Genomic DNA, 24,606 nt, shown 5'->3' on the forward strand with positions numbered 1-24,606 from the left:
TTTATTTGCAAACAGAATTTAGCCATGAATTATTTAAATATGGAAAAGGATATTCTTTGAAAGGTAGTTTTCTTGCTCTTCGCATTTGCTCAAAAAAGGGGATACCTAATTTCATGGGTTGAGGAAAATCTTCTTGATAAATAGGATCTAGTATTGCTGATTTAGCAGAAACTAGCTTGACATTATTTTGTTTAAATTTATCTATCAATTGTGGCATAATAACTGCATTTAGTGGATTATAATGTAAAAGTAAAATATGGGAAAATTTTCTGTTTGATCCATATATAAAATGCCCCAATTTATCACTATATGTTAATACATGAAAAATATGTACTAAGTAATTTTCTATAAGTTCATTAGTTTCTTTTTCAAAATTTCCATTTTTACAACGTATGAATACATCATTATAAATCCAATCTTCTGAATCAACTGTTACTTGTGCTATGATATAATTTCTTTTTGAAAAATAACTACGGATATCATAACGTTTCTCTGTAGTATTTCCTTCCATTAAATATGGAAAACGGAAAATTTTTAATTCAGGAATTGTTTGAACATAATCTAATAAAATAGATTCATTTCTTTCAATGTCTTGAATAAATTCTTGGGAACTCACTTTTTTAAGATCGAAATGTGAAAAAGTATGATTACCTAATAAAAAACCTTTACTTTTCCAGTCTTTTAATATTTTTGTCTGTAGCTCGTTTTGATAAAGTAAAATACCATTCACAAATCCGTATACTTCTGGGACTTTTTTGTCTGTTAAAGCCTTGATAATTTTTTCTGAAACTTCCTCACGTGACATAAATTTTACTTCAGGACCTGCCGCTGGTAAATCATCAATAGTTATTCCTAATTGGATAGGCGCTGGAAAAGGTTTTATTATATATTTAAAATTTTTATCGATTATAATTTCTTCTTGCATTTCTAAAGCATCATCGGCTGCAAAAACAGGCTCTAGTGCAAATAAAAAAGTATATATAAAAAAAATTTTAAATTTCATTTTAAAGAACCTTTTATTTGCAAAAGTTCATTTGCGACACTTTCATATTCTTTTTTAATTTCATTAAAGATATTTTTCGCCTTTTCAACTTCATTGGTTGCTTTTAAATCTTCTAATGATTGACACTTTCCGCCTAAAATTTCGGCTCCTAAAGCTCGCACACTGGATTTTATAGAATGAGACTCTTTCGAAGCAGCTTGCAAATCATTTGCGTTTAAGAAGTTTTCAATATTTACTATTTTTTGGGGAGTTGTTTTTAACAATGTCTCTATTAGATCGAGCAAAAAGTCTGGTTCACCGTCTTCTTGCAGCATTTTTAAACCTTCAATTGTTTGATAATTTATATGCTTAAAAGTGTCACTCATTTATTTATTCCTATCAATATTATTTTTTCTAAGGAATATTATGACACACTTGCAAGATTTTTTGAAAGAAGCAAAGAAGATTATTTCTAGTGAATTACTTTCTCAGAATAGTGGGGTCTGGCCAGTTTATTTTATCGCCAAGTAATTGAGCTATTTTTTCTAAGCCTTTCTGATCAATTTCAGTAAATCTTGCAAATACGGGGCTATCAATATCAAGGACACCAATCAAATGCTCTAATTCTTGCTTTTTATTAGGGTAAAAAATTGGGATAACAAGCTCTGAAAAAGTTTCTTTATGGCATGAAATATAATTTTCAATTTTTCCGACATTATCGATGTTCATTGTTTTTAGTTCGGAAGCTGATTTTCCACAAACACCTTTTTCTAAAGGAATTCGATTACAAGCCATTTTGCCTTGAAAAGGCCCAAGAACAAGATCTTTTTCTTTAAGTAAATAAATTCCTATCCAATTAATTTGAGGTAACATTTCATTAAGTAATGCTAAAGAATTTGTAAGCTGTGCTAACCAATCAGGTTCAGAAATGATATAAGAATCTACAAGTTTAAATAAATTTGAATAAAATTCTTCGTTTTTTGTGATATCAATTGCTGGTGTGAAATTCATTCAAAGCCTCTTTTCGTCAAATGTATTTTAGGAATTAATTATTTCTTTTAATTCTTTTAGGGTTTCTGCTTGTTGTTCAATAGGAAACATATGCGTTCCATTTTTTATTTTAATCCATTTTAATTTTGGGAAAAATAGCTTTACCCAATATTTAGCATTTAGATTGCAGGTATCACTATTTTCTCCGACGAGAAAAAAGGGCTGTATTTTGTTCCTAATTTCCTTAGGAATAACTATGAATCCCCGCCATGCTCCCATAGGATATTCTTCAAATATTTTCCCTTCCCAATTGGGATCGTGACGTAAATGAATAATACTATTTTGATCTTTTACGTGAAAACTTCCATTAACATAATTTTCAACACTTTCAAGCGGCCAGTTTTGCATTAATCTACTTTTTTTTAGCTCCTGTTTTGCTATTTCAAATGAGGGAAACATTTTTTTTCTTTTTTTTACTTTTTTACTGAGAGGTGAAAGTTCGGTTTTTTTAAGTAAATGTAAAATGAACCATGGAAAAATAACTTTTGATGGCAGTATTGGTGGATCCATTAATATCAGTTTTGCTACATTTAATTTGCGCATAGAAAGAATAGAAAGCCAAGCACCCAAACTATGTCCACACAAGATCCATTCTTTTATTTGTGGAAATTTTTTTTGCACGGCAAAAAATAATTCTTCGTGATCTTGAGCTAATATATCCCAAAACCAAACTTTATTTTCATAATTGTCCAAAGATTGTTTCTTAGTTTTTCCAAAACCACGAATATCATAAGTAATAATATATGCATTTAATTCTTTGGCCATTTTTTCTAGTAAAGATTTATATGTTAATGCTGGGATTCCATTTGCATGGCTAAAAAAAACTGCTTTATTGGTGCTACTAGGCGCTTCAATTTCATAAACAGCAAAATTATTTAAGTTGTATTCAATCATTCTTTACCTTTCTCAGAATGTTTGCAAAAATACTGTTTATTTAGCATACTCCAATGCGCTTTGCTAGAAGCTTTCTTTGCTTATTTTTAAAAGATATTTATTGAGGATTGTATGATTTTTCAAACTTCACTTGTTTGGCTCAGAAGAGATATTAGATTGGATGATAACAGAGCTTTGCATGAAGCCTGTCAATCTTCCGAAAGAGTGATTGTATTATTTGTTTTTGATACAAATATTTTAAATAAAATTGCAAATAAAAAAGACAGACGAGTTTATTTTATTTATCAATCACTTTTAGAATTAAGAGATTATTTAGAAAAACACGGGAAATCTTTAATAGTTGTCTATGGAAACCCATTAGAAGAAATTTCTAAAATTGGAAAAGATTTTCAAATTCAATGCGTCTATGCCAATAAAGATTATGAGCCAAGTGCTATTGAACGTGATAAAAAAATAAAACTTCAATTACAACAAATAGGCATTGAATTTAAATTATGTAAAGATCAAGTAATATTTGAAGAAAATGAAGTATTAAAAAAAGACAATAAACCTTATACAGTATTTACACCTTATAAAAATCAATGGTTGAAACAATTTTCAAATAAAGATTTAACAAAATATACATATAGTATGCAAAAAATTGCAAATAAAGAAGAGTTAAAAAAGACGGTTTTTCCATGGAATATAGAAGCAATACATTTTAAATCAACCGATATATTTATTCACCCAGGAAGGAAAAATGCTTTAACATATCTCGAAAATTTTTCTAAAAAAATAAACGATTACGATACAAAAAGAGATTTTTTCCAACTTTCTGGTACCTCTTTTTTGTCTATGCATCTTCGTTTTGGAACTTTATCAATTCGTGAAGCATTTATTTTTGCTGAAAAGTTTCATTCAAAAGGCGCAGAAGTTTGGCGCAATGAACTCATTTGGCGTGAATTTTATAAAATGATACTTTGGCATTTTCCCCATGTTGTACATAGCACTTTTAAAAAAGAATATTCTAGTTTAAAATGGGATAAGAATGAAGAATTTTTTGAATGTTGGAAAAATGGAATGACTGGATTTCCTGTTATTGATGCTGCAATGCGTTGTTTTAAAGAAACAGGTTGGATGCATAATCGGTTAAGAATGATTGTTGCTTCGTTTTTAACAAAAGATTTGCTTCTTGATTATAAAAAAGGTGAGCAGTATTTTGCAGAAAATCTTTTGGATTTTGATTTATCCTCTAATAATGGTGGTTGGCAGTGGAGTGCTTCCACTGGTTGTGATGCTCAACCTTATTTTCGTGTTTTTAATCCGGAATCACAGTCAGTTAAATTTGATCCCAGTGGAAAATTTATTCGTCAATATTGTCCTGAATTAAATCATTGTGATGACAAACAAATACATGCTCCATTTGAGTATAATACTGGGTTATTTTCAAGTAATTTGAAATATCCTAAGCCTATTGTTGAACACGATGCACAACGTTTAAAAGCTATAAAATTATTTAAATTAGATAAGCATTAAAAATGTGCGCTATATTTACTATACTTTGTGAGTTACTTGTATTTGTTAAAGTTGCTTGTCCACATTTCCTGTGCATGCAGTACTTGAAGGAGTTGGACAGCTATTTGCTGCATATGCATAATCGGTAAGAAATTTTGTTAAATATTCTTTAAAATTGTTTTGTTTTTCTAAAAAGGTTAAACTACCTGTGCTTGAAGAACTACTAACAGCTCCAGATACTGAAGAACTAACTAATTCCGATGCACTTGATGAGTCTGTTGTATTCAAATCACTAGAATCACTTTTATTACAGCTTGAAATTATTATGCCAGATAATAAAAGAAACATAACTAGTTCTTTGCATAACAAGAATACTCCCTTTTAATTATGGAACATTAGAGGTAAAAAATCATGCTTTTAATCAAAAAGAACAATAAAATTTTATTAAGAAACATTTATAAAAATAATTATGCTTTTATTAAGGAACATCAGCAGAAATAATAGAGTTTTTATCTGCTTTTTTCTCTTTTGTACCTAACTCAAAAGGATTTTTATTACTAAATTGGAAAATATACTCATCCTGTTCAATATAGCCAAAGTTTTCTTTAAGGTAACGTGCTTGTTTTTCAGGAGAGGTTTTGAGACTTGCAATTTTTTCTTCTAAATTTTGGTTTTGAATTTGAAGTTCCATGATTGTTTGGACTAAAATATCCTTTTCATTTAAAAGTTCCATAAAATTTGAAATACCAGCTTTCCCAATAGCAATAGAGGCAATAATTAGCCAAAGAACAACAACAACAACCCAACGCGCTAGTGTTTGGAACCTTTTTGAAAAAACTGAAGGATAAGTATTATTTGTATTCATGCACATCCTCCATCTTAAAAACAGAGTATTTCACCAAATATAGCATAGCACAATTCAGAGCATGGGGTTTGACTTTTTTCTGTGCAATAAAATTTGGCACTTTACTATTCCCAAGCAACGGTATCAGCTGGAAACTGACTCAAAAATGGGATAGGATACATAGCGGAAATATTGTCTAAATCCAGTAATAAAGCAATAACTCTATCTATTCCCAGGGCATTACCAGCACAATTTGGTAAGCCGAATAACATAGCATTTTGAAAACCATAATCCATCAACACATCTGGGCGCAATTTTTGTGTTGTAGCAAAACGTTCTTGAAAAATAGTTGAATCATTCAATTCAAAATATCCATTACAAATTTCAATTCCAAACAAGTATGCTTCCATTCTTTCAGCAAAAGGTTTTTTCTGAATTTCTCCGTTAGAAGTTTTTATCAGTTCTTGCTTTGCTAAAGCACTCATTTGGATAGGATAATTAGTAACGAAACAAGCTTTCTGTTCTGATAAAAATGGTTCAATTTTTTCCATAAAAAGTTTATAAAATATTGTATCCCAATCGTCCTGTGGAGTTATTGAATGACTAAGATGTTTAGCTTTTTCATAAAATTGATCTCTATTTTGTAGTTGTTCTAAATTTAAATTTAAATGTTTTTTGAATAAATCATCTACTCTAAAAACGGGCCATTGTTTTGGTAAATCTTTTGTAGATCCCAATAATTCAGCTATTACTCTTACTAAATTTTGTGTGTCGTCCATAATTTCAATTAAAGTAGCATTTGCTCTATACCATTCTAGCATAATAAATTCTGGTTCATGAAATTTAGCCACTTCTCCATTATTTCGATATGCTCTAGATAGTTGAAAAATTTTCTCTACACCTTCCGTCATGACTTTTTTCAGTGCAAATTCTGGACTTGTTGGTAACTGCAATGCCCACTGTTTGTTTCGATGATCAATATAAGAGGTATTAAAAGAATTTAAATAAACTTCTACTCCACCGCTAGGTACCAGAGTTGGTGTCTCTATATTAAAAAAACCTTTATTTTTAAAAAAAGAGGATGTTCTTTCTAGAGCTCTGTTCCTTTTGTTTAATAATTGAAATCTTTTGTTTGTTTTATTAGACCAAAAATAAGAAGTAATCTGTTGATTGGGTAAATTTAATTTTTGCAATTCCTCATTATTTGGAAGGGGAGATTCTATTTTTGTATTTATCCAGTCATTTTTATTTTCAACCATATCAACAATTTCATTTATTTGAAACACATAATGTTCTTCATTTGAAATTGTAGGAACTTCAATTTTATTTATTGCACATTTAAAAGAAATCCAATCACCTGAATTTAATATTTTTGATTGTAGATAATCATGTTTTTCAATTGGCCAAAGAATTCCAGTTTGATCTGTTAAACCAAGTAAATGATCTTTATAAAAAACTCTACCAGAAGACATTCTTTCTTGGATAGAAGAAACTCTTTTGAGCTCATATAAATTCTGTAATGTCAGATATCTTTTACTTTTTAAATTCATGATGTTTTCTTACGTGTTACTTTCTTTTTAGCAGTAGATTTTTTCGTACTTGTTTTTTTACTTGGTGTTTTTTTTACTTTTTCATGTAAAATTTTATAAATTGTATGAAAAGCAGTTCCGTCTTCAAATTGTGATTTCTTTTCTTCCCATTTTCCAGCACAGAAACCAGTAAGAAGTTCAAAAGCTTCTTCAACTTTTGCGACAGGCCAGATATGGAACTGTTCTTTCTCGATAGCTTCACGTACATCACGATTTAGCATAAGATGTTTGATATTTTGGACTGGAATAATGCAGCCTTGTCTTCCTGTTAAGCCTTGCAATTTACATGTTTTGAAAAATCCTTCAATTTTTTCATTCACACCACCTATAGGTTGAATTTCTCCAAATTGATTTACCGATCCTGTTACTCCAATACCTTGATCTATAGGAATATTAGCAATGGAGGAAAGAACTAAACACAATTCAGCTAAAGTAGCGGAGTCTCCATCAACGCCATTGTAATTTTGCTCAAAGCAGATTGTAGCAGCAATATGTGCTGGTTGTTTTTTAGCAAAAGTAGCATTGATCCAACTTGTTAAAATGCTAACACCTTTATTATGTAATTTTCCTGAAAGAGACGCTTCGCGTTCAATGTTGAGTATTCCTGGTTTGCCTTTGTATGTTCGACAAGTAATTCTTGTGGGTACACCAAAAGATAAATCACCTAATGAATAAACAGCTAGTCCATTAATTTCTCCAACTCGTCTAGAGTTTGTAGAAATAATAATATCTTTGCGTTCTAACATTTCTATAATATGATCTTCTATTGCCGAAGATCGTGAATAACGTTCTTCAATTGCTTTTTCAACATCTTTTCTTGTTACTTTTTTACTTTTTTGTTCTTTAGCAATAAAGTCAGCTTCAATTGTAATATCTTTTATTAAACTAAATCGTGTTGTTAATTTATCTTGATCATCAACTATTCTGCTTCCAAACTCAATAATAGCTGCAATACCGCTCTCATCAAAAGGTAACAAATTCTCAACTTTTGTACGTGTCGAAATAAACTCTACGTAGTCATGAATTGTTTTTTGTGAGCGATCCATTTGTGCATCAAAATCAGCTTTAATTTTAAAAATTTTATTGAAATCTTCATCATGTTGATAAAGCATTCTATAAATCCAGTCAGATCCAATTAAAATTATTTTAACATTTAGTGGAATAGGTTCTGGTCTTAATCCACTTGTAGCAAGAATACTATATTGCTCCCCTAAGTCTTCAATAAATAATTTTTGATTTTTCATTACTCTTTTTAAAGTATCCCAAACATGAGGGGCTCGTAATACATCAAGCGCATTTAATACTAGATAACCACCATTTGCTCTAGCAAGGGAGCCTGCTTTGATCATTTTAAAGTCAGTAGTATAGACACCATATTCAATGTTTTTTTCAATTTTCCCAAATAAATTATAAAAAGTCGGATTATTTTCAATGATAATAGGCGCGCCTTTGATTTCAGTGTTATCCACAAAAACATTAATACGATATGGCAAATGTGGATCACCTTTTTTAAGATGATAAGAAGAAGGCGCGACTGTTTCTTCTCCTTCTCCCTCACCATCTTCATCGTCAGGTAAAAAATCATTTAGATTTTCTAATAAATGATTTTTAACTTCGTCTAGATATTCTAATACATTTTTCTCGTGTTCATATTCTTTTAGAAATGGAATTAATGCTTGGCTAACAACATAATCTCCAAGTTCAGATTGTAATTCTTCTAATTTATTTTTTGTTTCATTTTCTATTGCTCTTACTTTACGAGCAAAATCTAAAACTTCAGGTTCTAATAAATTTCTTTCTGATTCAATTTTTTCTTTTTGCTCTTCATTTAAATCAGAATAATCTTTTTCACTAAGCGGTTTTCCTTCAACTATTGGAACAGTAACAATTCCCATTCGTGTGGACTTTACTCCAAAGTTTTTTGCTTTTGCAGCCTTCTCTAATTCACTAAATAATTTTGCTTTTTTCTCGTTGCTTGCATTGACAGTAGAATTGACATTAGTTTCATATTCCTCTGATTGAAAAGCATCGACAAGTTCGACGGTTAATTGTTCCATCAACTCATCCATTTGCTTTTTAAAGCGTTTAGCTATGCCTGTTTTAAGCTCCATGGCGTGAGGTGATTCAGGATTTTTAAAATTATAAACATAAATCCAGTCACCTGGTGTGGAACATTTTTCAGCTGTTTTTTTCAAAAAGGTTCTAATAACACTTGTTTTACCAGTGCCTTGAACTCCTGCTACATAAATATTGTATCCAGGTTTTTGAATTCCTAAACCTAAATTGATAGCTCTTACTGCCCTAACTTGCGAAATAATGTCATAATTAGGTTCCATTTTCTTCAGTTTTTCAGTTTCAACAAGCTTTTCTTCACATGAACGATAGACTTCATCAGTTGTGAGACGACGAAATAGCAATGATGTTTTTTGGATCTTGAAATTTACAGGGAATTCTTTTTCTCTTATTGCCAATAAATTTTGTGTAAGAGAAGTTCTTGTATCCGTAGATTTAATTTTTTTCATTCCGTCCTCTTTCTGATACATATATCACATTGCATACAACGCCAAAGACCTTTTGAAGCTCCTTGAATTTTCCGTGAAGCAAAGAATTCAAAACTATCCACAAGTCTGCAGGAAGTTGCAGTAGATAGGTGTTCAAGTTCACGCAAGCTTGCATGAAAATGGCTACGTGCTGAAATATATCTAGGTATTTCTTTTTGTAAATGTACATAGCCATTTTTTAAGATTACTCCATTTCTTGCATCATCCTGACTTATTTTAACAAATGTTAACATTTTTTGTTCTTGATAGTATAAAAAAACTTGATCGCAAGTTTCCTCTGAAAACTCGCAAGCATCTTGAAGCATTTTATAAGATAGAATAATTTGTGCTCCTTTAATTAACATCCAGTTTGATTCTACTAAAGTTGCCACACCGTCTAAAACTTTTTTTCTTTTAGTTACACCCTCCGGCAGGGTGGTTAAAATGTCTGCAAAAGTTTTTGACTGGTTTAGTTTAAGAGAAAAATAATTTTCTCCTATTCTTGTATCCTCCAAAACTTGACATATTCGCATACCTGCAAAAATACTTTCTAAGGTTTTTTCTTTATTCTCTACTTTTTTTGTTTTTACTTTTTCCAGTAAATCAGATTTGCTGACAAATAGACTTTCACCAAATTGAGATGGCATGTATTTGAGAAATTGAGAACAATGTTCTAAAAATATGGATGGTTCAGGAAAAGAAGCCTTAAATTGATATGATCTGCGAATGGGATCGGCTCCTGTCCAAAGCAAAACTCCATGTGATGTTTCTCCGCTTCTACCTGCTCTTCCTAACATTTGAAAAAATTCTTCTATGTTACTTGGAAATCCAAAAACAACAACAAGTTGAATACCAGCGATATCTACACCCATGCCAAATGCTGTTGTGGCACAAATAACTACTTTTTTATCTGTTTCTTGAATATATTGTTCAGCAAATTTTCTTTCTTGTTTTCCAAGGCCTGCGTGATAAGTTATCGCATTTAGTTTTAACTTTTTAAATTTTCTAGTAGCTTCTTCACAAAGCTTTCTACTTTGAAAATAAACCAAGGTTTTCTTAGAAGAACTTTCTTCAATAATGCATTCCAAGCTCTCCCACTGTTCTTCAGTTGAAAAAACCCGTTTACTTTCTACAATAATGTTTTGTCCAATAGGATTTGAAGTATATTCAAATACTTCAGAGCTATTTGGAAAAACTTTTTTAATAATGTCTTGCCTACTATTTCTGCTAGCAGTTGCGGTAAGAGCGAGAATTCTTGGTGGATTTATTTTTGTTAAGATCTTTCCAATTTCAGCATATTCTGGTCTAAATTGATGACCCCAAGAGACAACACAATGCGCCTCGTCTACAACAACCATACTTAAATTTAATTTCACTATTGAGTTTAAAAAAGATGGCAAAACAAATCTTTCTGGCGATGCGAAAATAATTTTAGCGTCACCAGCTTTTACTTTCTTCCAAGCAATTTTTCTTTCTTCCTCTGATTGTTCAGAAGTAAAAATTGCTGAACAAATTTGCGCTAATTCCATTCTTCTTTCTTGATCGCGCATCAAAGAAATTAATGGACTGATAACAAGGACGGGTTGATCTGCAAAAAATAATGCGGGTAAAGAGTATAAAAGTGTTTTCCCCGCCCCGGTTGGTAGAGTAGCTAAGACAAATTTTTTATTATGTATTAGTGAAAGAACTTCTTTTTGTGCAGGTCGCAAATTAGATAACAAAAAGTTTTTCTTAGCAAATTCTTCACATTTTTTTACAAATTCAGTTTCCATAAGCCTCACTCATCGATTCTCATGCTATTTACGATGGTTTTTAATTTGAGTACAGTAATTGTGGACGTGGGTGTGAATTTTTTTGCGAGGGTGAAATGAAGCTGATTTATAAAATAGTCATAATTTCAGTCGCAGGGATTTCTATTGGATTTGCATTAGTCACTTTTTTTACAAAAGAGACAACAAAAACTATTCATGCAGAAATAAATTTAAATAAAGTAACAAATATAGATTGGAAAGATCTCCAATCGCTTGATCTTAAATCCGGTGATATTCCTTTGGATTTAAAAAAAATAAATGGGACTACGATTAAAATTCCTGGTTTTATTATTCCCTTAGAAGATAATCAAGATTTTGTTCATGAATTCCTGTTTGTTCCTACTCCAATGGCATGTATTCATGTGCCTCCTCCGCCGCCTAATCAAATTATCCATGTTAAAATGGCAAGTGGTAAAAAAGCTAAAATGTCCTTTGGTCCTGTTTGGCTTATTGGTAAATTTATTATTTCTGAAAGCGCCAACAAATTTACAAAAACATATTTCGAAATGATTGGATCATCTACAGAAACCTACATGCAGCAATAAGATTGTATTTTTTGCTTATTTTTATTTATTTCATTATAATTTAAATATATTAACTTTAAAACGAGTGAATTATGCTGCAAAAAAAAGGGATTAAATATAAGATATTGCTTAATAGTTTTATTTCTATTTTAATTTTCTCAATATTTCTTGTCTGGTTATCCTTTACATATTGGAATTTACTATTGAGTAGTAAAAAAGAAAAATTGCAAAGCATTGTAGAAGTAGCTTCAACTATTGTTAAATTTTATACAGATGAAGAAAAAAAAGGCGTGATAAGTAAACAAGATGCGCAAAAAAGAGCAAAAGCTGATATCAATGCGATAAGATATTCTGGAAATGAATATATTTTTATTACAAATTCTAAAGCTTATCAAGTATTAAATCCAGTAAAACCTGAGCTTAGCGGAAAAGACATGTCTGAATTTAAAGACCCTACTGGATTAAAACTTTATGTAGAAATCGCAAAGGTAGCTGTAGCGTCTGGTAAGGGATATATTGAGTATATGTTTCCTAAAGCTGGATCTACTATTCCAACAAAAAAAATATCCTACGTAAATTATTTTCCTGAATGGGATTGGATAGTAGGAACAGGCTTATATATTGATGACGCATATGCAGCTTTATATTACTTTATTGAAATTTTATTAATTGATTGTTTTATTTGTGTTGTTTGTTTAGTTATTATAGGAATTCTTTTTGCTTCTTCAGTTCAAAAGCCATTAAATGAAGTTTGTCAATCACTATTAAAGTCATCTATTGAATTACAAGAAAAAAGTATAGTTCTTCAAGAATCAAGTAGTAGGGTAAAAAATTATTCAAAGGAACAAGAATCATCTATACAAATGACTGCCGCTGCAATTTCTCAAATTACAAGTATGATAGGGAAAACAACAGAGCTTACAACTCAATCAGCTAAACTTGCAAATGATATTTCCCAGAAAGCAGGAGAAGGAGAAATATCTATGAAAAATATGATTACATCAATGCAAGCAATATATGAAGCAAGTTCAAAGTTAAAAGAAATAGAGAGCATTATAAATCAAATAGAAAGTAAAGCTCAAGTAATTACAGAAATTGTTGCTAAAACAGAGCTATTATCTTTGAATGCTTCCATTGAAGCAGCGCGAGCAGGTGAGCACGGAAAAGGGTTTTCAGTTGTTGCCGAAGAAGTTGGGAACTTAGCGCATACTAGTGGAAAGTCATCAGATGAAATAAGAACACTTTTGCAACAAAGCCGTGAACATGTGCAGAAAATATTGCAAGAAACTTTATCAAGAATTTCTGATGGTCAAAATCGAACCGCAAAAGTATCGGAGTCATTTATAAATATTGTTGAAGGAATTAAAAGTATAAATCAACAAATGGGACAAATATCAGATGCTACCAAAGAACAAGAAATTGGAGTAAAACAGATAGCTAACGCTATGGGAAAACTGGATCAATTAGCTTTAAAAAATACCACTGAATCTGAAAAATCTTTAGAAGTAACAAATGTTATCCAGAATGAAAGTAATAATCTTAAAGTGGTTGTAGAAAAGACTGAAAGTGTAGTTTTTGGATTTAGAAAAAAACATACCGCTTAAAATATTGATATTTAAAGATATTTTAATATTTATTATATAAATAATAAAATATCCCGATAGGTAAACATGCCTATTTTTGAAGGGTATTTTATGCTAGGAAATAAAGGGATAAAATTTAAAATTATTTTAAACAGCTTAATGTCTATTATGATTTTTACTATATTTATGGTGTGGATTTCTAATATCTATTGGGAATCTTTGATGCACAATAAAAAAGATATTTTACAAGATATAGTCCAAGTTGGAAAAACGGTTACAGCGCATTTTATTGAATTAGAAAAAAAAGGTACTTTGTCTAGGGATGAAGCTCAAAACAAAGCAAAAGAAATTATTAATACAATAAGATATGGTGGTAATGAATATATTTTTATTACAAACACAAAAGCATATCAAGTATTAAATCCGGTGAAACCAGAACTTTCTGGAAAAAATATGTCTGAATTTAAAGATCCAACAGGATTTAAATTATATGTAGAAATTGCGAACTTAGCAGTAAAATCAGGTACTGGATTTATTGAGTATATGTTCCCTAAAGCAGGATCTACCGTACCAACAAAAAAATTATCTTATATCCATTATTTCCCTGAATGGGACTGGATAGTAGGAACGGGTTTATATTTGGATGATGTTTCAACTTCAATGACAAAATTTTTAGAAGTTCTGCTTTTTGCTTGTGTCTTTTGTATTGTTACTTTTATTTCCATAGGTATTTATTTTGCAAATTCTGTCGTAAAACCATTATCCGAAGTGTGTCTTTCATTAATAAATGCTTCAAAAGGGCTTATGCAAAAAAGTGATGAATTAAAAGTTTCAAGTAGTAGTGTAAAAAAATACTCAAAAGAGCAAGAAACTTCTATTCAAACAACTGCAGCAGCAATTTCTGAGATAACAAGTATGATAGGAAAAACAACTCAATTAACAGGAAACTCTGCTGATTTAGCTAACTCCATTTCAGGTAAAGCTGAACAAGGTGAAGTTTCAATGAAAGATCTCATTTCATCCATGAAAGGCATTCAAGAAGCCAGTTCAAAGTTAAAAGAAATAGAAGTTATTATTAATGAAATTGAATCAAAAACAAAAGTTATCAACGAAATTGTTTCAAAAACAGAATTGCTTTCTTTGAATGCTTCAATTGAAGCAGCAAGAGCTGGCGAACATGGGAAAGGCTTTGCTGTTGTTGCGGAAGAAGTTGGTAATTTAGCACATATGAGCGGGAAATCATCTGGAGAAATCCAAACATTACTGCAAAAAAGTAGGGAAGAAGTACAAAGGATATTAGTTCAAACTATTCAAAAAGTAGAAGAAGGGCAGAAAAGAACTGCAAAAGTTGCAGAAGCTTTTTCTGATATAGTTACCGGAGTTAAAGATATTAATTTGCAAATGGGGCAAATTTCAGATGCGACGAAAGAACAAGAAATTGGTGTGAAGCAAATAGCTAATGCAATGGGACAACTTGACCAATTGGCTTTTAAAAATACAGGTGAATCGGAAAATTCATTAAAAGCTACGGAAGAAATTTCAAATGCAAGTCAACACTTGACTGATATTGTTGATAAAACTGAAAACGTAATTTACGGCGAAAAAAAGAAAAAGAGTGGCTAAAGTTATTAGCTAATTAATACAGCATAAAAAAATATTGCCGAAATAATATCTAAGTGATTAATGATACCAAGAAAAAAACTTCTTTCAGACAACTCAAACATTGTCCTAAACATCACAAGGCGAACTAAAGGATTAACTGCTTCACCTTTTTGTGCACCTATGTCTCTCCATATTCGCGCATTTTCAAATTTAAACATATGTTCTCTATGATAACTTGCAGGATAATATTCTTTTTGTAAATTTTGTTTAGTTAATAATGCTTCATTCCAAATCCTTAGAAATTTGTTTAAAAAAATAGAAAAAAATATCATTGCTGCTATATGGTATCTACTAAAATTTAAACTAGGATTGATTGAAAAGAAATATAATATAAATATTAAAAGCACAAAAAATAATGTTCTTTGATAAAATATTCCAAAAAATAACTTAATAGATTCTTGATATTTCTCAGTGTATGCATCTGCTTTATGGTGCAATTTTAAATTCCATTTTAAGGCATCTAGGCAACACCACATAATTAAAATGAGGGCTATTATTTCAAACTTTGGGTATGAACCACCATGAGGAAAGAAATGTAGGCTAAAAAAAAGTAACGCAAGAGCAATATAGCAACGAAAATCAGTTTTAGAGATATCAAATTTATTAAGATGATTTGGTTTTGCTAAATGCGATAGCAAAGATAATCTAAAATTTTTATCGCCAAACTCCATTCCGTTATTTAGAGGTTCATAATAAATACCTAATTCAAAACGCCAGCGTTTTATTTTTGGGAGAATATTTCGCCAGTCATAAGTTGATGCTAACCTTAAAACTCCTGCAAAAATAGTAAATAAACCTGTCCAAAAAAGAGATAAATTTAATTTTTCTGCCAGTACAATAGACAAAGTAATAAAAGGAATTTTATCAGCTGCAACTCTCAGAACATGAAAGAATTTATTAAAAATAAAGATGGGAAATGGAAAAAGAATGCTTTTCCAATGCAATATATTAAAAATATATGCCGTAAAATAAGTTATTTTACCCGAGAAAAAAATTGCCGTAACAGAAAGTATGGCAAGAATAAAAGTGTTTTCAATTAAGTAGCTATCTATCAAACTTGCAGTCATAAATTATGGTTTCAGTTCCGTCAGGACTTTTCACAAGATTTTCGTCACGTGCGATCATAACAGCAGGATGATCTTTTTCATGAAATAAGACGACTCCGCAATGAGGGCACTTTGCCGTAACCTCAGGATTTTTAGGGCTTCCTTTTTCAAATACGAGATGAAAACGCCTTTTGCAGGTAGCATTATCAATTAATCTTTTTTCGTATTTCATGTTTGATATGTTATTATCCATAAATTCCTCCCATTAAAAAGGCTATCAGCGGCTTGTTTGTAACGCAAGATGCAAGTAGGCTCAAGGCTCGGCGAATTTGTTTTTTCGCATCATTTGACATTGGAGGAAGGAAATGATTCAAGCAAACATTCTTGCTGGAAAGCGCGGAGTAGTGTTTGGAGTAGCAAATAATAAGTCTATAGCTTGGGCTTGCGCTCAATTATGTGCCGAGCAGGGTGCTCAATTGGCGTTTAATTATTTGGGAGATGCTCAAGAGAAGCGTGTAAGAGAATTGGTTAAAGATCTGCCAAATGCTCTAGTAATGCCGTGCGACGTAACAAAAGACGAGCAAATAGCTGATTTTTATCAGCACATTCAGAAAGAATGGGACGGTATTGATTTCATTATTCACTCCGTTGCTTTTACAGAAAAAGAAAATTTAAAAGATAAATTTATGGTTGTAACTAGAGAGTCTTTTGCTTCAACTCTCGATATTTCAGCTTATTCGTTGCTTGCCGTGACTAGAGCGGCGTTACCGCTGATGAAAAAAGGCGGAAGTGTAATTACTATGTCGTATTATGGAGCTGAAAAAGTTGTTCCAAGATACAATGTCATGGGAGTTGCAAAAGCTGCACTTGAATCGTGCGCTAAGTATTTAGCTTATGATCTTGGCGAAGTAGGTATTAGGGTAAATGCTATCAGTGCAGGTCCAATTCGTACATTATCATCTAGCGCGATACCAGGAATTAAGGAAATGCTGGATAATTCACAAAAGCACTCTCCACTCAAGAGAAACGTTACTACAGAAGATGTAGCACGTTCGGCTGTATATTTATTATCCGACTTATCCTCAGGTGTTACTGGAGAAGTACTTCATGTGGATTGTGGTTATAATACACTTGGTATGTTTTCAGCAGTAGAGTAATAAATGATAGGATATCATAAATTAGATAGGTTGCTTGCGAATGAAATAGTGTCCCTGACGTTTGTAATTGCTGCAAGCCTCAGTTCTATCATGATGATGGCTAAAATTCCACGCTATGCTCAGGTGCTATTTTCTGCACCTGATACTGCAACAACTTTTCTTATGTTATTACTTTATTCCTTTCCTTCTATTATTAAATTTACCGTGCCAATTTCATTATTGCTAGCATGCTCTATTGTCACTATTCGAATGGCAGCAGATAGGGAGTTAGAAGCATGGATGGCAAGTGGAGTTAGTGTTTTAAGATTAGCTAGAATGCCTACTATATTAGGTTTTTTAGTTATGTTAATTTCTTTATTTAGTGCTCTTTTTTTTGAACCGTATTCAAACAGACAGTTTGAAATGTTTAAGTGGGTACAATCAAGAGAACTTGTAGAAGCAATGATAAAAAATTCTATTCGGGAAAAAAGTTTTATCAACGATGCTTTTGCAAATTCAGATAACGTTAACTTAGTAATGTTTTTAAACAAAGTGAGCGAAGATAAAACAGATTTTCAGGATGTATTTATTGGATTAAAGACAAATTCTTATAGTTACTACTCAATTGTACAATCAAAAGAGGGAGAATTAAAAAAGAAATCAAACGATGGTTTTCCTGATTATATTTTTTCGTTAAAAAATGGTACTGGTTATTCTGGTAAATTAGCAAACCATAATTTGTCATATTTCTTATCTAATAAAGATGAACACTTTAAATTTCCTCAAAAAGATTTTAATAAAAATGATTTAATTTTATTTCCAAAAGTTTCTGATTGGACTATTACACATTTTTCTGATATGCACATTTCATTAATAAATACTTTTAAAGACAAGTTTAAAGTTGAAATGAATCAAATTGAAAATTCTAATCAGCTATACCCTCGGGAGTATTTTAACCAATTAAGTAAAGAAATGGAAACAAATTTGGATTGGAACAAAGATATTAAAATGGTTGAAAAACTTATTTTTATTTTTAAACAAATATCAGTTCCAATTTCAACTATATTTCTTCCGATCATTGGAATTTGTTTAGGTATTCAAGATCCAAGAAGAAAACAATTTGGAGTCTATTTAGGAGTTGGTTTAGTTATCTTTGCTTTATATGCATCTATTTCATTATGCCAACAATTATCTTTGAATTTTATTTTACCTCCATATGCAATGCTATTAGCAACACCTCTTATTTTGATATTTATTATTATTTTGTTGTTGCGATGGCGTCTCAAACATCCACCATCAACTGGATTTATTGCCTTTCTGCAAGAAGATTTTAAATTCAAAAGAAAGAGGCTTTAAATGCGGATTTGGTGGTATATTGCATCGCAATACTTAAAAAGTATTTTAAGTATTTTACTCTTTTCATTATCAATATATTTTATCTTGACTTATATGGAAGAAAGTCAACATTACTTTGATGGCCGAACAATTTCAGCAAAAATAAAGTTTTACTATTATTTATGGCAAGTACCTACGATTACAATTCAATTAATGCCATTTGCTGTGTTGATTGGAGGTATAGTAACAAACTGGTTACTAGCTAAGCACGGCGAAATATCCGCACTTAGAGCTGCAGGTATGTCAATGCTAAGAATTTCTATACCTTTAGTTTCAGTGGGTCTTTTATTTACAGCGGGACAATTTATTTTAAATGAGTTTATTCAACCTGTGAGTACAACAAATTTTTTGCGAGTTAGAAATATTGAAATTGAAGGCAGTAAAAAAAATGATTATGTTTTTACTGAAAGCAAATGGTTGAAGTCTAAAGGAACAATTCTCTATTTTCAGCGCTATGATGAAAGTAAGCAGGAACTATATGATGTTGAGTTTTTTAAATCAGAAAGTTCAAACATTCGCCAAATTGTTCATGCAAAGTCAGCATATTTTGATGAAAATATTGGTAACTGGGTGTTAAGATCTGCGATTGTAAATAATTTTGATTCTCATTATCAATTAAATAAAATTGATGTGAAATCATATTACGTTACTAATATTGATTTTGCTCCTCCAAAAGTATTAAAAGATACAAGTGATTCAAATCAATTAAGTTACTGGCAATTAAAAAAAGTAATTGATGATGCACAAGAGGCAGGAGCAAATGTTTCTGATAGAATAATAGATTTATATTTAAAAATAAGTGCTCCTTTTGCAAATATTTTATTTGTTTTTTTAACTATTCCTTTTGCTTTAAAGAAAGAAAGGCAGGAAGAAAAATATATTGGGATTGTAATTTGCATTGTTACTGCTTTGGTATATTGGTTTGGTAATTTGGTACTAAAAAGTTTTGCAATAAAGGGAAGTTTAAATCCTCTCTTAGCAGCTTGGATCATGAATATTTTAGTTTTATGTTTGAGTTTTATGCTCATTAGAAAATTAGACAAAGGACAATAGTGTATGATTGAACTTGATTCCATTCTTAAAGCTGTAGCTAAAGGGAAAATGGATGTTGAAAAAGCTAAATTGTTGATAGAAAAAAATTATGTATTAAAAAAAGCAAATAAATATAAGAGTGATTTTGATAATAATACAAATAATTTTGATGCACAGAAAGAAGAATCACAGGAAGGTTTAAAAACCGCATTTGAGAAATTAAAAAAGACTGTAAATTTGGAAGAATTATTGAAAATTTCAAGTAATTTAGTACAGCAAATTTCTGAAAACATGCCGCAAATAGAAAAAATTCAAGAAAATATTTCTAGTAATTTCCAGCCAATAGGGTTCTCACCGAATATTGTTGGACTAGATGCAAAACTATCAGTTTTTCGTGCTTTGCATGTCAGTTCTGATAGCCAAGTAAAAGATAATCAGGTCGTTGGATCACAATGGTTTGGAGTTGATTTTTCAGATCATTCCGAAGTGCGAAATAATAAATTTACTGCAGTCCAATTTTCTGAATTAGCAGTTATAAAAACAGATTTTTGTTTATCAACTTATAGTCTAGCTCGCTTAAGTAATGTCACTTTGCAAGAGGCTAGATTAGAAAATAATAAATTTTCTCGAACTACTTTTTCAGATGTAACTATTTCAGAATCCGATTTTACTGAAAATCAATTGATAAAATCAGATTTTTCGGAATTAACAATTAAAACAAGCCGACTTACCAGAATTAATTTTAATGGTGTAGACTTTTCTGATTGTGAATTTGAAGATTGTGATATTCAGGGGATAGAATTTGAAAACTGTAAGTTTAAAGAGTGCTTATTTACTAAATTACACTTGGTTTTATCTCAACCTATCAAAATTTCTGGCTGTAATTGTGTTGGAAAGAATTTTCAAGGTTGTCAAACGGCAGAAGAATTTTTAGAATTAATAAACTCTCCCTATAACGATTCTCGTCATTAATTCTTGCAGAATCTCTATTTTTTTTGGATAACAAACAAGTCCATTTTCTTACTTCTATCTGAACTTAAGATTAGTGGGTATATGGCTTTAATGAAGCCAAACTTTTTAACTAGGAGGTAACTCATGGCTATTAAAATAGGGATCAACGGTTTTGGTCGCATTGGTCGTTGTGTACTAAGAGCATTAAAAAACGAGAAAGATATTGAAGTTTGTTTAATCAATGATTTAACAAATGCTAAAACTCTTGCACACTTGTATAAATATGATTCTGTACATGGAAAAGCAGAGCAAACAGTAGACTGCCAAGAAAATGCATTAATAATTGATGGCAAAAATATTCCAATAACTGCAATACGTAACCCAGCTGAAATTCCTTGGGGAACTCATGGTGTAGATATAGTGCTTGAATGCACAGGTCTTTTCACTGAAGGTGAAAAAGCAGCGGCTCACTTAAAGGGTGGTGCAAAAAAGGTAATACTCAGTGCACCTGGAAAATCAATTGATAAAACTATTGTAATTGGTGTAAATGATAACGAATATGATATACAAAAACATCATATTGTTAGTAATGGTTCATGTACTACAAATTGTTTAGCCCCATTTACAAAAGTTATTCATGAAAAATTTGGTATAAAAAAAGGCCTCATGACAACTATCCATTCATATACAAATGATCAAAATATCTTAGATTTACCTCATAAAGATTTAAGAAGAGCACGTGCAGCAGCTGTAAGTATGATTCCAACTTCAACAGGTGCCGCTAAAGCTATTTCTGAAGTAATACCTTCTCTTGCAGGAAAATTAAATGGTTTTGCCGTAAGAGTCCCAACCCCAAATGTTTCATTAGTTGATGTTACTTTTGAATTAGAAAAATCAGTTACTACTTCTGAAATTAACTCTGCATTAAAGGCTGCAGCAGAATCTTATTTAAAAGGAATTTTAGGGTATTCTGAAGAGCCTTTAGTTAGTTGTGATTATAATGGATGTTCAAACAGTTCGACTATTGATGCTGAATATACAACAGTTATTGGTGAAAATATGGTAAAAGTTCTTTCATGGTATGACAATGAATGGGGCTTTAGCAATCGTATGGTTCAATTAACTCGTTTAGTAGCAACCGGAAAATATTAATATTTTTAATTTATCAAAATAATAACCTTTAAATGATTTAATCATTTAAAGGTTTTTTTATTCTTGTTTTTCCATACCATAAATTTCTCGACAATCCTCTGCTTAAAGCAGATTCAGCTAATATGCCAAAAAAATCTTTGTATTGGATTCCTATTTGTTTGGCCATTAAGGGAAGGACACTATAGAAAAAAGATATTCCTGGTAAAGTATTTGCTTCTAAAAAGTAAGGATTTCCTTTTTCATCACATCGCCAATCAAAACGAACAAGATCTTTTAAATTTAAGTATTGAAATAAAACTTCAGAACTATTTTTAATTATACTCTCATTCTTTTTTGATAATTTAGGAAAAGTTACTTTTTCACCCATATACTCTTTAGATTTATTAGCTAAACCATAAATTTTATCTTCAACTTCAATCTCAGCTATTGGCAGAAATTTTCCAGGTGTTCCAATAATTCCTGAAGTAAATTCCTTTCCGCAAAGAAATTTTTCTAATAAAACGCCATCAGGATATTTTTCCAAAAGTAGTTTCACTTTTTCATACGTTTCTAATTTTGAGTTTGACATAGAATAGCTAGCATCAATTCCCATACCAGAACCTTCTCCATCTGGTTTAATAAAATGTGTTTCTTTAAAAAATTTTGCGGGGATTTTGGCAAAGTCTTTAATATTTTTAATTATATAAAATGGAGAAGTTGGAATTTTTAATAAATTGCATAATAATTTTAATTGCGTTTTGCTCATACAAATAGATTGAGCGTAAGGATCAGAACCAATAAATGGAACTCCTGATAATTCACATAATGAAGGAATCCAGCCTTCACGTGCAAGAGATCCCCAACCTTCCACTAAACTATGTATTAAAGTACATTGGGAACTAAAATTAGACCATTTTAGAAGAAAAGTGGAATCTAAAGGAAAAAGAATTACAGAAAAACCTAGTTCTTTCCAAGTTTCACAAATTTTATCGATCGTATTTTTTGTCTCCCACTCAGCAGATGCATCGTCAGGAAAAATTATTTTTTGTGAATTTTCTAGTTTCGTAGGTAAATCATATACAAGACCAAGTATTTGATTTTTATTTTCAGAAGTAAAAATTGAACTCATAATTTTCTTCCCCTTAAAAAAATTATTTCATCATCTTTAAAATTTTTCAAAAAAAATTCTAGAACAAAGATATCCTTGTCTATCATGATAAAATAATTTCTTAATAAAAATAAATAAAAAATGGTATTGCCACTACCATTTTTTTTTGGCATGAGTTAAATTAAGACTGGACCGTGGTATTGTGTGCGGTTAAAAATAAAAATTGAAAGGAGTCTGTTTTATGGCTGAAACAAAGCGTAAGAAAGCTGGAGCAAAAAAATCATCTGCAAAGAAGAGCGCGAAGAAGGTTGCGAAAAAAACTTCTGTGAAGAAAAAGAAAGTTGCAAAAAAACCTGTTAAAAAAACAGCTGCAAAAAAGAAAGTAGCTAAAAAGTCAGCAAAAAAAGCTGTAAGAAAAAAAACAGCAAAAAAAGTAAGTTCTAAGAAAAAAACATTAAAACGTGGTCGTCCAACAAAATCATCTGCAAAGAAACGCGGTCGTCCAACAAAATCATCTGCAAAGAAACGCGGTCGTCCAAAGAAGGCTGTAGTAAAAACTCCAAAGAAACGCGGTCGTCCAAGTAAATTAGATAAATTAAAACAATCTATGAGACGTGGTCGTCCAAGAAAATCATCTGGAGATAAAGCACATTCATCTAATGAAGTGATGAATGAACAAGGAAATATATAATAGACACAAAATAACAAATGTTGATTTGTGTTTGTTTTTCAATATGAAGAATTTTTCAAAAGATTTATTAGATTGGTACAATGTTAATAAAAGACCATTTCCTTGGCGTGAGCATATAGATGTTTATCACACTTGGATTTGTGAAATAATGAGTCAGCAAACAATTCTTTCTGTTGTATTGCCTCGTTATAAAGAATTTATTAAAGAATTGCCTGATTTAAAATCATTAGCATTTTGTGAAGATGATCGACTTAGAAAATTATGGGCTGGTTTAGGTTACTATGCCAGAGCCCGTAATTTGCGAAAAGGTGCTCAATTTATTTTAGATGAATTCAAAGGTTCTTTTCCAACAAATTTTTCCTCATGGATTAAGGTTCCAGGATGTGGGCCTTATACAGCTTCTGTAATATCAAGTATATGCTTTAATGAGCCCGTAGCTTGTGTTGATGGTAATGTTGTAAGAGTTATTAGTCGCATTTTAAATCTTCAAAATAATGTTTGGGATAAGCAGGGACAGGATTATATTCAACGTTACGTTAATCAACTGATATCGCGTGAGAATCCAGGTGATTTTAATCAAGCTATGATGGATTTGGGTGCGACAATCTGTAAAAAACAAAATCCAAATTGTGAAATTTGTCCTGTACAAAAGTACTGTCAAGCTTTCAGTAAAGAAACAGTTTCTTTATGCCCTCCAGTGAAGCCCAGAAAAAATACCCAAGAAGAAAATATTATTGCAGTTATTTTCAAAAAAATGTCATCAAATGAAATTCTTTTAATAAAAAGAGAACAAGGGTTTTTAACTAAAACTTTCGGATTTCCTTTAATAAGTTCTAGCGAAAGCTTAAGCTTGGAAAATTTATATGCAGATATAAAAAAAATAGGATTTTCAATTTCTTGTCTTCCTGGACAATTCAAACATAGTATTACCCATCATAAAATTGTTGGCACTGCGATTCTTGTAAATGATTTTAAACATAATTCTAAAAGCGAAAAAATTTTCGAAAAATATTTAAAATTTTCTGAACTGCAATGGATACCTATTTCTCATTTAAAGCATAATTTGTCATCTTCTCTTGACCTTAAGGTATTAAAAATCTTATCCTCCATTTAAGTGCTCAACTCACTTAATGAGGATATTCA

23 protein-coding genes are annotated in these 24,606 nt (G+C 30.9%); 11 read left to right on the forward strand and 12 right to left on the reverse strand.

Annotated features, from left to right (window positions below; translation table 11 throughout):
* Nucleotide 1: 1 nt before the first annotated feature.
* The 4 genes from GOY08_RS04230 to GOY08_RS04245 form a co-directional block, all read right to left on the reverse strand.
* On the reverse strand, nucleotides 2-1,003 hold the full coding sequence (locus GOY08_RS04230; protein WP_158997449.1) for a polysaccharide deacetylase family protein: 1,002 nt from the start codon (nucleotides 1,001-1,003) through the stop codon (nucleotides 2-4).
* Nucleotides 1,000-1,368, reverse strand: coding sequence for an Hpt domain-containing protein (locus GOY08_RS04235; RefSeq protein ID WP_158997451.1), 369 nt, complete (start codon nucleotides 1,366-1,368; stop codon nucleotides 1,000-1,002). Before GOY08_RS04235 ends, GOY08_RS04230 begins: the two co-directional genes overlap by 4 nt.
* Before the next feature lie 94 nt (nucleotides 1,369-1,462).
* Nucleotides 1,463-1,993, reverse strand: coding sequence for a GAF domain-containing protein (locus GOY08_RS04240; protein ID WP_202914021.1), 531 nt, complete (start codon nucleotides 1,991-1,993; stop codon nucleotides 1,463-1,465).
* A gap of 27 nt (nucleotides 1,994-2,020) precedes the next feature.
* Complete coding sequence (locus GOY08_RS04245) at nucleotides 2,021-2,926, reverse strand: alpha/beta fold hydrolase (RefSeq protein WP_158997453.1); 906 nt, start codon at nucleotides 2,924-2,926, stop codon at nucleotides 2,021-2,023.
* 111 nt (nucleotides 2,927-3,037) lie between these two features.
* Between GOY08_RS04245 and GOY08_RS04250 the strand changes: the two genes are divergently transcribed.
* Nucleotides 3,038-4,441, forward strand: coding sequence for a cryptochrome/photolyase family protein (locus GOY08_RS04250; RefSeq protein WP_158997455.1), 1,404 nt, complete (start codon nucleotides 3,038-3,040; stop codon nucleotides 4,439-4,441).
* Nucleotides 4,442-4,486: 45 nt separating this feature from the next.
* On the opposite strand, the gene GOY08_RS04255 is transcribed toward GOY08_RS04250, so the two are convergent.
* The 5 genes from GOY08_RS04255 to GOY08_RS04275 all read right to left on the reverse strand — a co-directional run bounded on the left by GOY08_RS04255 (nucleotide 4,487) and on the right by GOY08_RS04275 (nucleotide 11,165).
* Nucleotides 4,487-4,768 (reverse strand): hypothetical protein, encoded by a 282-nt coding sequence (locus GOY08_RS04255; protein WP_158997457.1) that lies wholly within the window; start codon nucleotides 4,766-4,768, stop codon nucleotides 4,487-4,489.
* A 130-nt stretch (nucleotides 4,769-4,898) separates the two neighbouring features.
* Nucleotides 4,899-5,285 carry an FtsB family cell division protein gene (locus tag GOY08_RS04260; RefSeq protein WP_158997459.1) on the reverse strand — a complete coding sequence of 129 codons (387 nt, stop codon included), beginning with the start codon at nucleotides 5,283-5,285 and terminating at the stop codon, nucleotides 4,899-4,901.
* A 104-nt stretch (nucleotides 5,286-5,389) separates the two neighbouring features.
* Nucleotides 5,390-6,814: an amino acid--tRNA ligase-related protein gene (locus GOY08_RS04265; RefSeq protein WP_158997461.1), complete on the reverse strand. Its 1,425-nt coding sequence runs from the start codon at nucleotides 6,812-6,814 to the stop codon at nucleotides 5,390-5,392.
* Nucleotides 6,811-9,375, reverse strand: coding sequence for a Lon protease family protein (locus GOY08_RS04270; protein WP_158997463.1), 2,565 nt, complete (start codon nucleotides 9,373-9,375; stop codon nucleotides 6,811-6,813). The genes GOY08_RS04265 and GOY08_RS04270 overlap by 4 nt, the downstream gene beginning before the upstream one ends.
* The gene (locus GOY08_RS04275; RefSeq protein ID WP_158997465.1) at nucleotides 9,372-11,165 is read right to left on the reverse strand and encodes a RecQ family ATP-dependent DNA helicase; all 1,794 of its coding nucleotides are present in this window, start codon (nucleotides 11,163-11,165) and stop codon (nucleotides 9,372-9,374) included. Before GOY08_RS04275 ends, GOY08_RS04270 begins: the two co-directional genes overlap by 4 nt.
* 95 nt (nucleotides 11,166-11,260) lie before the next feature.
* On the opposite strand from GOY08_RS04275, the gene GOY08_RS04280 reads away from it, so the two are divergent.
* The 3 genes from GOY08_RS04280 (at nucleotide 11,261) to GOY08_RS04290 (ending at nucleotide 14,934) form a co-directional block, all read left to right on the forward strand.
* Nucleotides 11,261-11,749, forward strand: a complete 489-nt coding sequence (locus GOY08_RS04280; protein ID WP_158997467.1) for a DUF3299 domain-containing protein — start codon at nucleotides 11,261-11,263, stop codon at nucleotides 11,747-11,749.
* Nucleotides 11,750-11,931: 182 nt separating this feature from the next.
* Nucleotides 11,932-13,332, forward strand: a complete 1,401-nt coding sequence (locus GOY08_RS04285; protein WP_158997469.1) for a methyl-accepting chemotaxis protein — start codon at nucleotides 11,932-11,934, stop codon at nucleotides 13,330-13,332.
* Between the two features lie 90 nt (nucleotides 13,333-13,422).
* The gene (locus GOY08_RS04290) at nucleotides 13,423-14,934 is read left to right on the forward strand and encodes a methyl-accepting chemotaxis protein (protein WP_158997471.1); all 1,512 of its coding nucleotides are present in this window, start codon (nucleotides 13,423-13,425) and stop codon (nucleotides 14,932-14,934) included.
* A gap of 5 nt (nucleotides 14,935-14,939) precedes the next feature.
* On the opposite strand, the gene GOY08_RS04295 is transcribed toward GOY08_RS04290, so the two are convergent.
* Complete coding sequence (locus GOY08_RS04295) at nucleotides 14,940-16,040, reverse strand: hypothetical protein (protein ID WP_158997473.1); 1,101 nt, start codon at nucleotides 16,038-16,040, stop codon at nucleotides 14,940-14,942.
* On the reverse strand, nucleotides 16,018-16,272 hold the full coding sequence (locus GOY08_RS04300) for a hypothetical protein (protein WP_158997475.1): 255 nt from the start codon (nucleotides 16,270-16,272) through the stop codon (nucleotides 16,018-16,020). The genes GOY08_RS04295 and GOY08_RS04300 overlap by 23 nt, the downstream gene beginning before the upstream one ends.
* A 112-nt stretch (nucleotides 16,273-16,384) precedes the next feature.
* On the opposite strand from GOY08_RS04300, the gene GOY08_RS04305 reads away from it, so the two are divergent.
* The 5 genes from GOY08_RS04305 (at nucleotide 16,385) to gap (ending at nucleotide 21,685) form a co-directional block, all read left to right on the forward strand.
* Entirely contained in the window at nucleotides 16,385-17,176 is a 792-nt protein-coding gene (locus tag GOY08_RS04305; protein WP_158997477.1) for an enoyl-ACP reductase FabI, read from the forward strand.
* A 3-nt stretch (nucleotides 17,177-17,179) separates the two neighbouring features.
* Complete coding sequence (locus GOY08_RS04310; protein WP_158997479.1) at nucleotides 17,180-18,511, forward strand: LptF/LptG family permease; 1,332 nt, start codon at nucleotides 17,180-17,182, stop codon at nucleotides 18,509-18,511.
* The gene (locus GOY08_RS04315; RefSeq protein WP_158997481.1) at nucleotides 18,512-19,603 is read left to right on the forward strand and encodes an LptF/LptG family permease; all 1,092 of its coding nucleotides are present in this window, start codon (nucleotides 18,512-18,514) and stop codon (nucleotides 19,601-19,603) included.
* Nucleotides 19,604-19,606: 3 nt separating this feature from the next.
* The gene (locus tag GOY08_RS04320) at nucleotides 19,607-20,554 is read left to right on the forward strand and encodes a pentapeptide repeat-containing protein (protein ID WP_158997483.1); all 948 of its coding nucleotides are present in this window, start codon (nucleotides 19,607-19,609) and stop codon (nucleotides 20,552-20,554) included.
* 123 nt (nucleotides 20,555-20,677) lie between these two features.
* The gene (gene gap, locus GOY08_RS04325; protein ID WP_158997485.1) at nucleotides 20,678-21,685 is read left to right on the forward strand and encodes a type I glyceraldehyde-3-phosphate dehydrogenase; all 1,008 of its coding nucleotides are present in this window, start codon (nucleotides 20,678-20,680) and stop codon (nucleotides 21,683-21,685) included.
* A 37-nt stretch (nucleotides 21,686-21,722) separates the two neighbouring features.
* Here the strand turns inward: gap and GOY08_RS04330 are convergent, their stop codons facing one another.
* Nucleotides 21,723-22,793: a D-alanine--D-alanine ligase family protein gene (locus GOY08_RS04330; RefSeq protein ID WP_158997487.1), complete on the reverse strand. Its 1,071-nt coding sequence runs from the start codon at nucleotides 22,791-22,793 to the stop codon at nucleotides 21,723-21,725.
* 220 nt (nucleotides 22,794-23,013) lie between these two features.
* Between GOY08_RS04330 and GOY08_RS04335 the strand changes: the two genes are divergently transcribed.
* Both GOY08_RS04335 and GOY08_RS04340 read left to right on the forward strand, forming a co-directional pair.
* Nucleotides 23,014-23,463: a histidine biosynthesis protein HisIE gene (locus GOY08_RS04335; RefSeq protein WP_158997489.1), complete on the forward strand. Its 450-nt coding sequence runs from the start codon at nucleotides 23,014-23,016 to the stop codon at nucleotides 23,461-23,463.
* Nucleotides 23,444-24,577, forward strand: coding sequence for an A/G-specific adenine glycosylase (locus GOY08_RS04340; protein WP_158997491.1), 1,134 nt, complete (start codon nucleotides 23,444-23,446; stop codon nucleotides 24,575-24,577). Before GOY08_RS04335 ends, GOY08_RS04340 begins: the two co-directional genes overlap by 20 nt.
* Nucleotides 24,578-24,606: the final 29 nt, after the last annotated feature.

The sequence above is a fragment of the Pigmentibacter ruber genome (genome assembly GCF_009792895.1).
Classification (GTDB): Bacteria; Bdellovibrionota_B; Oligoflexia; order Silvanigrellales; family Silvanigrellaceae; genus Silvanigrella; species Silvanigrella rubra.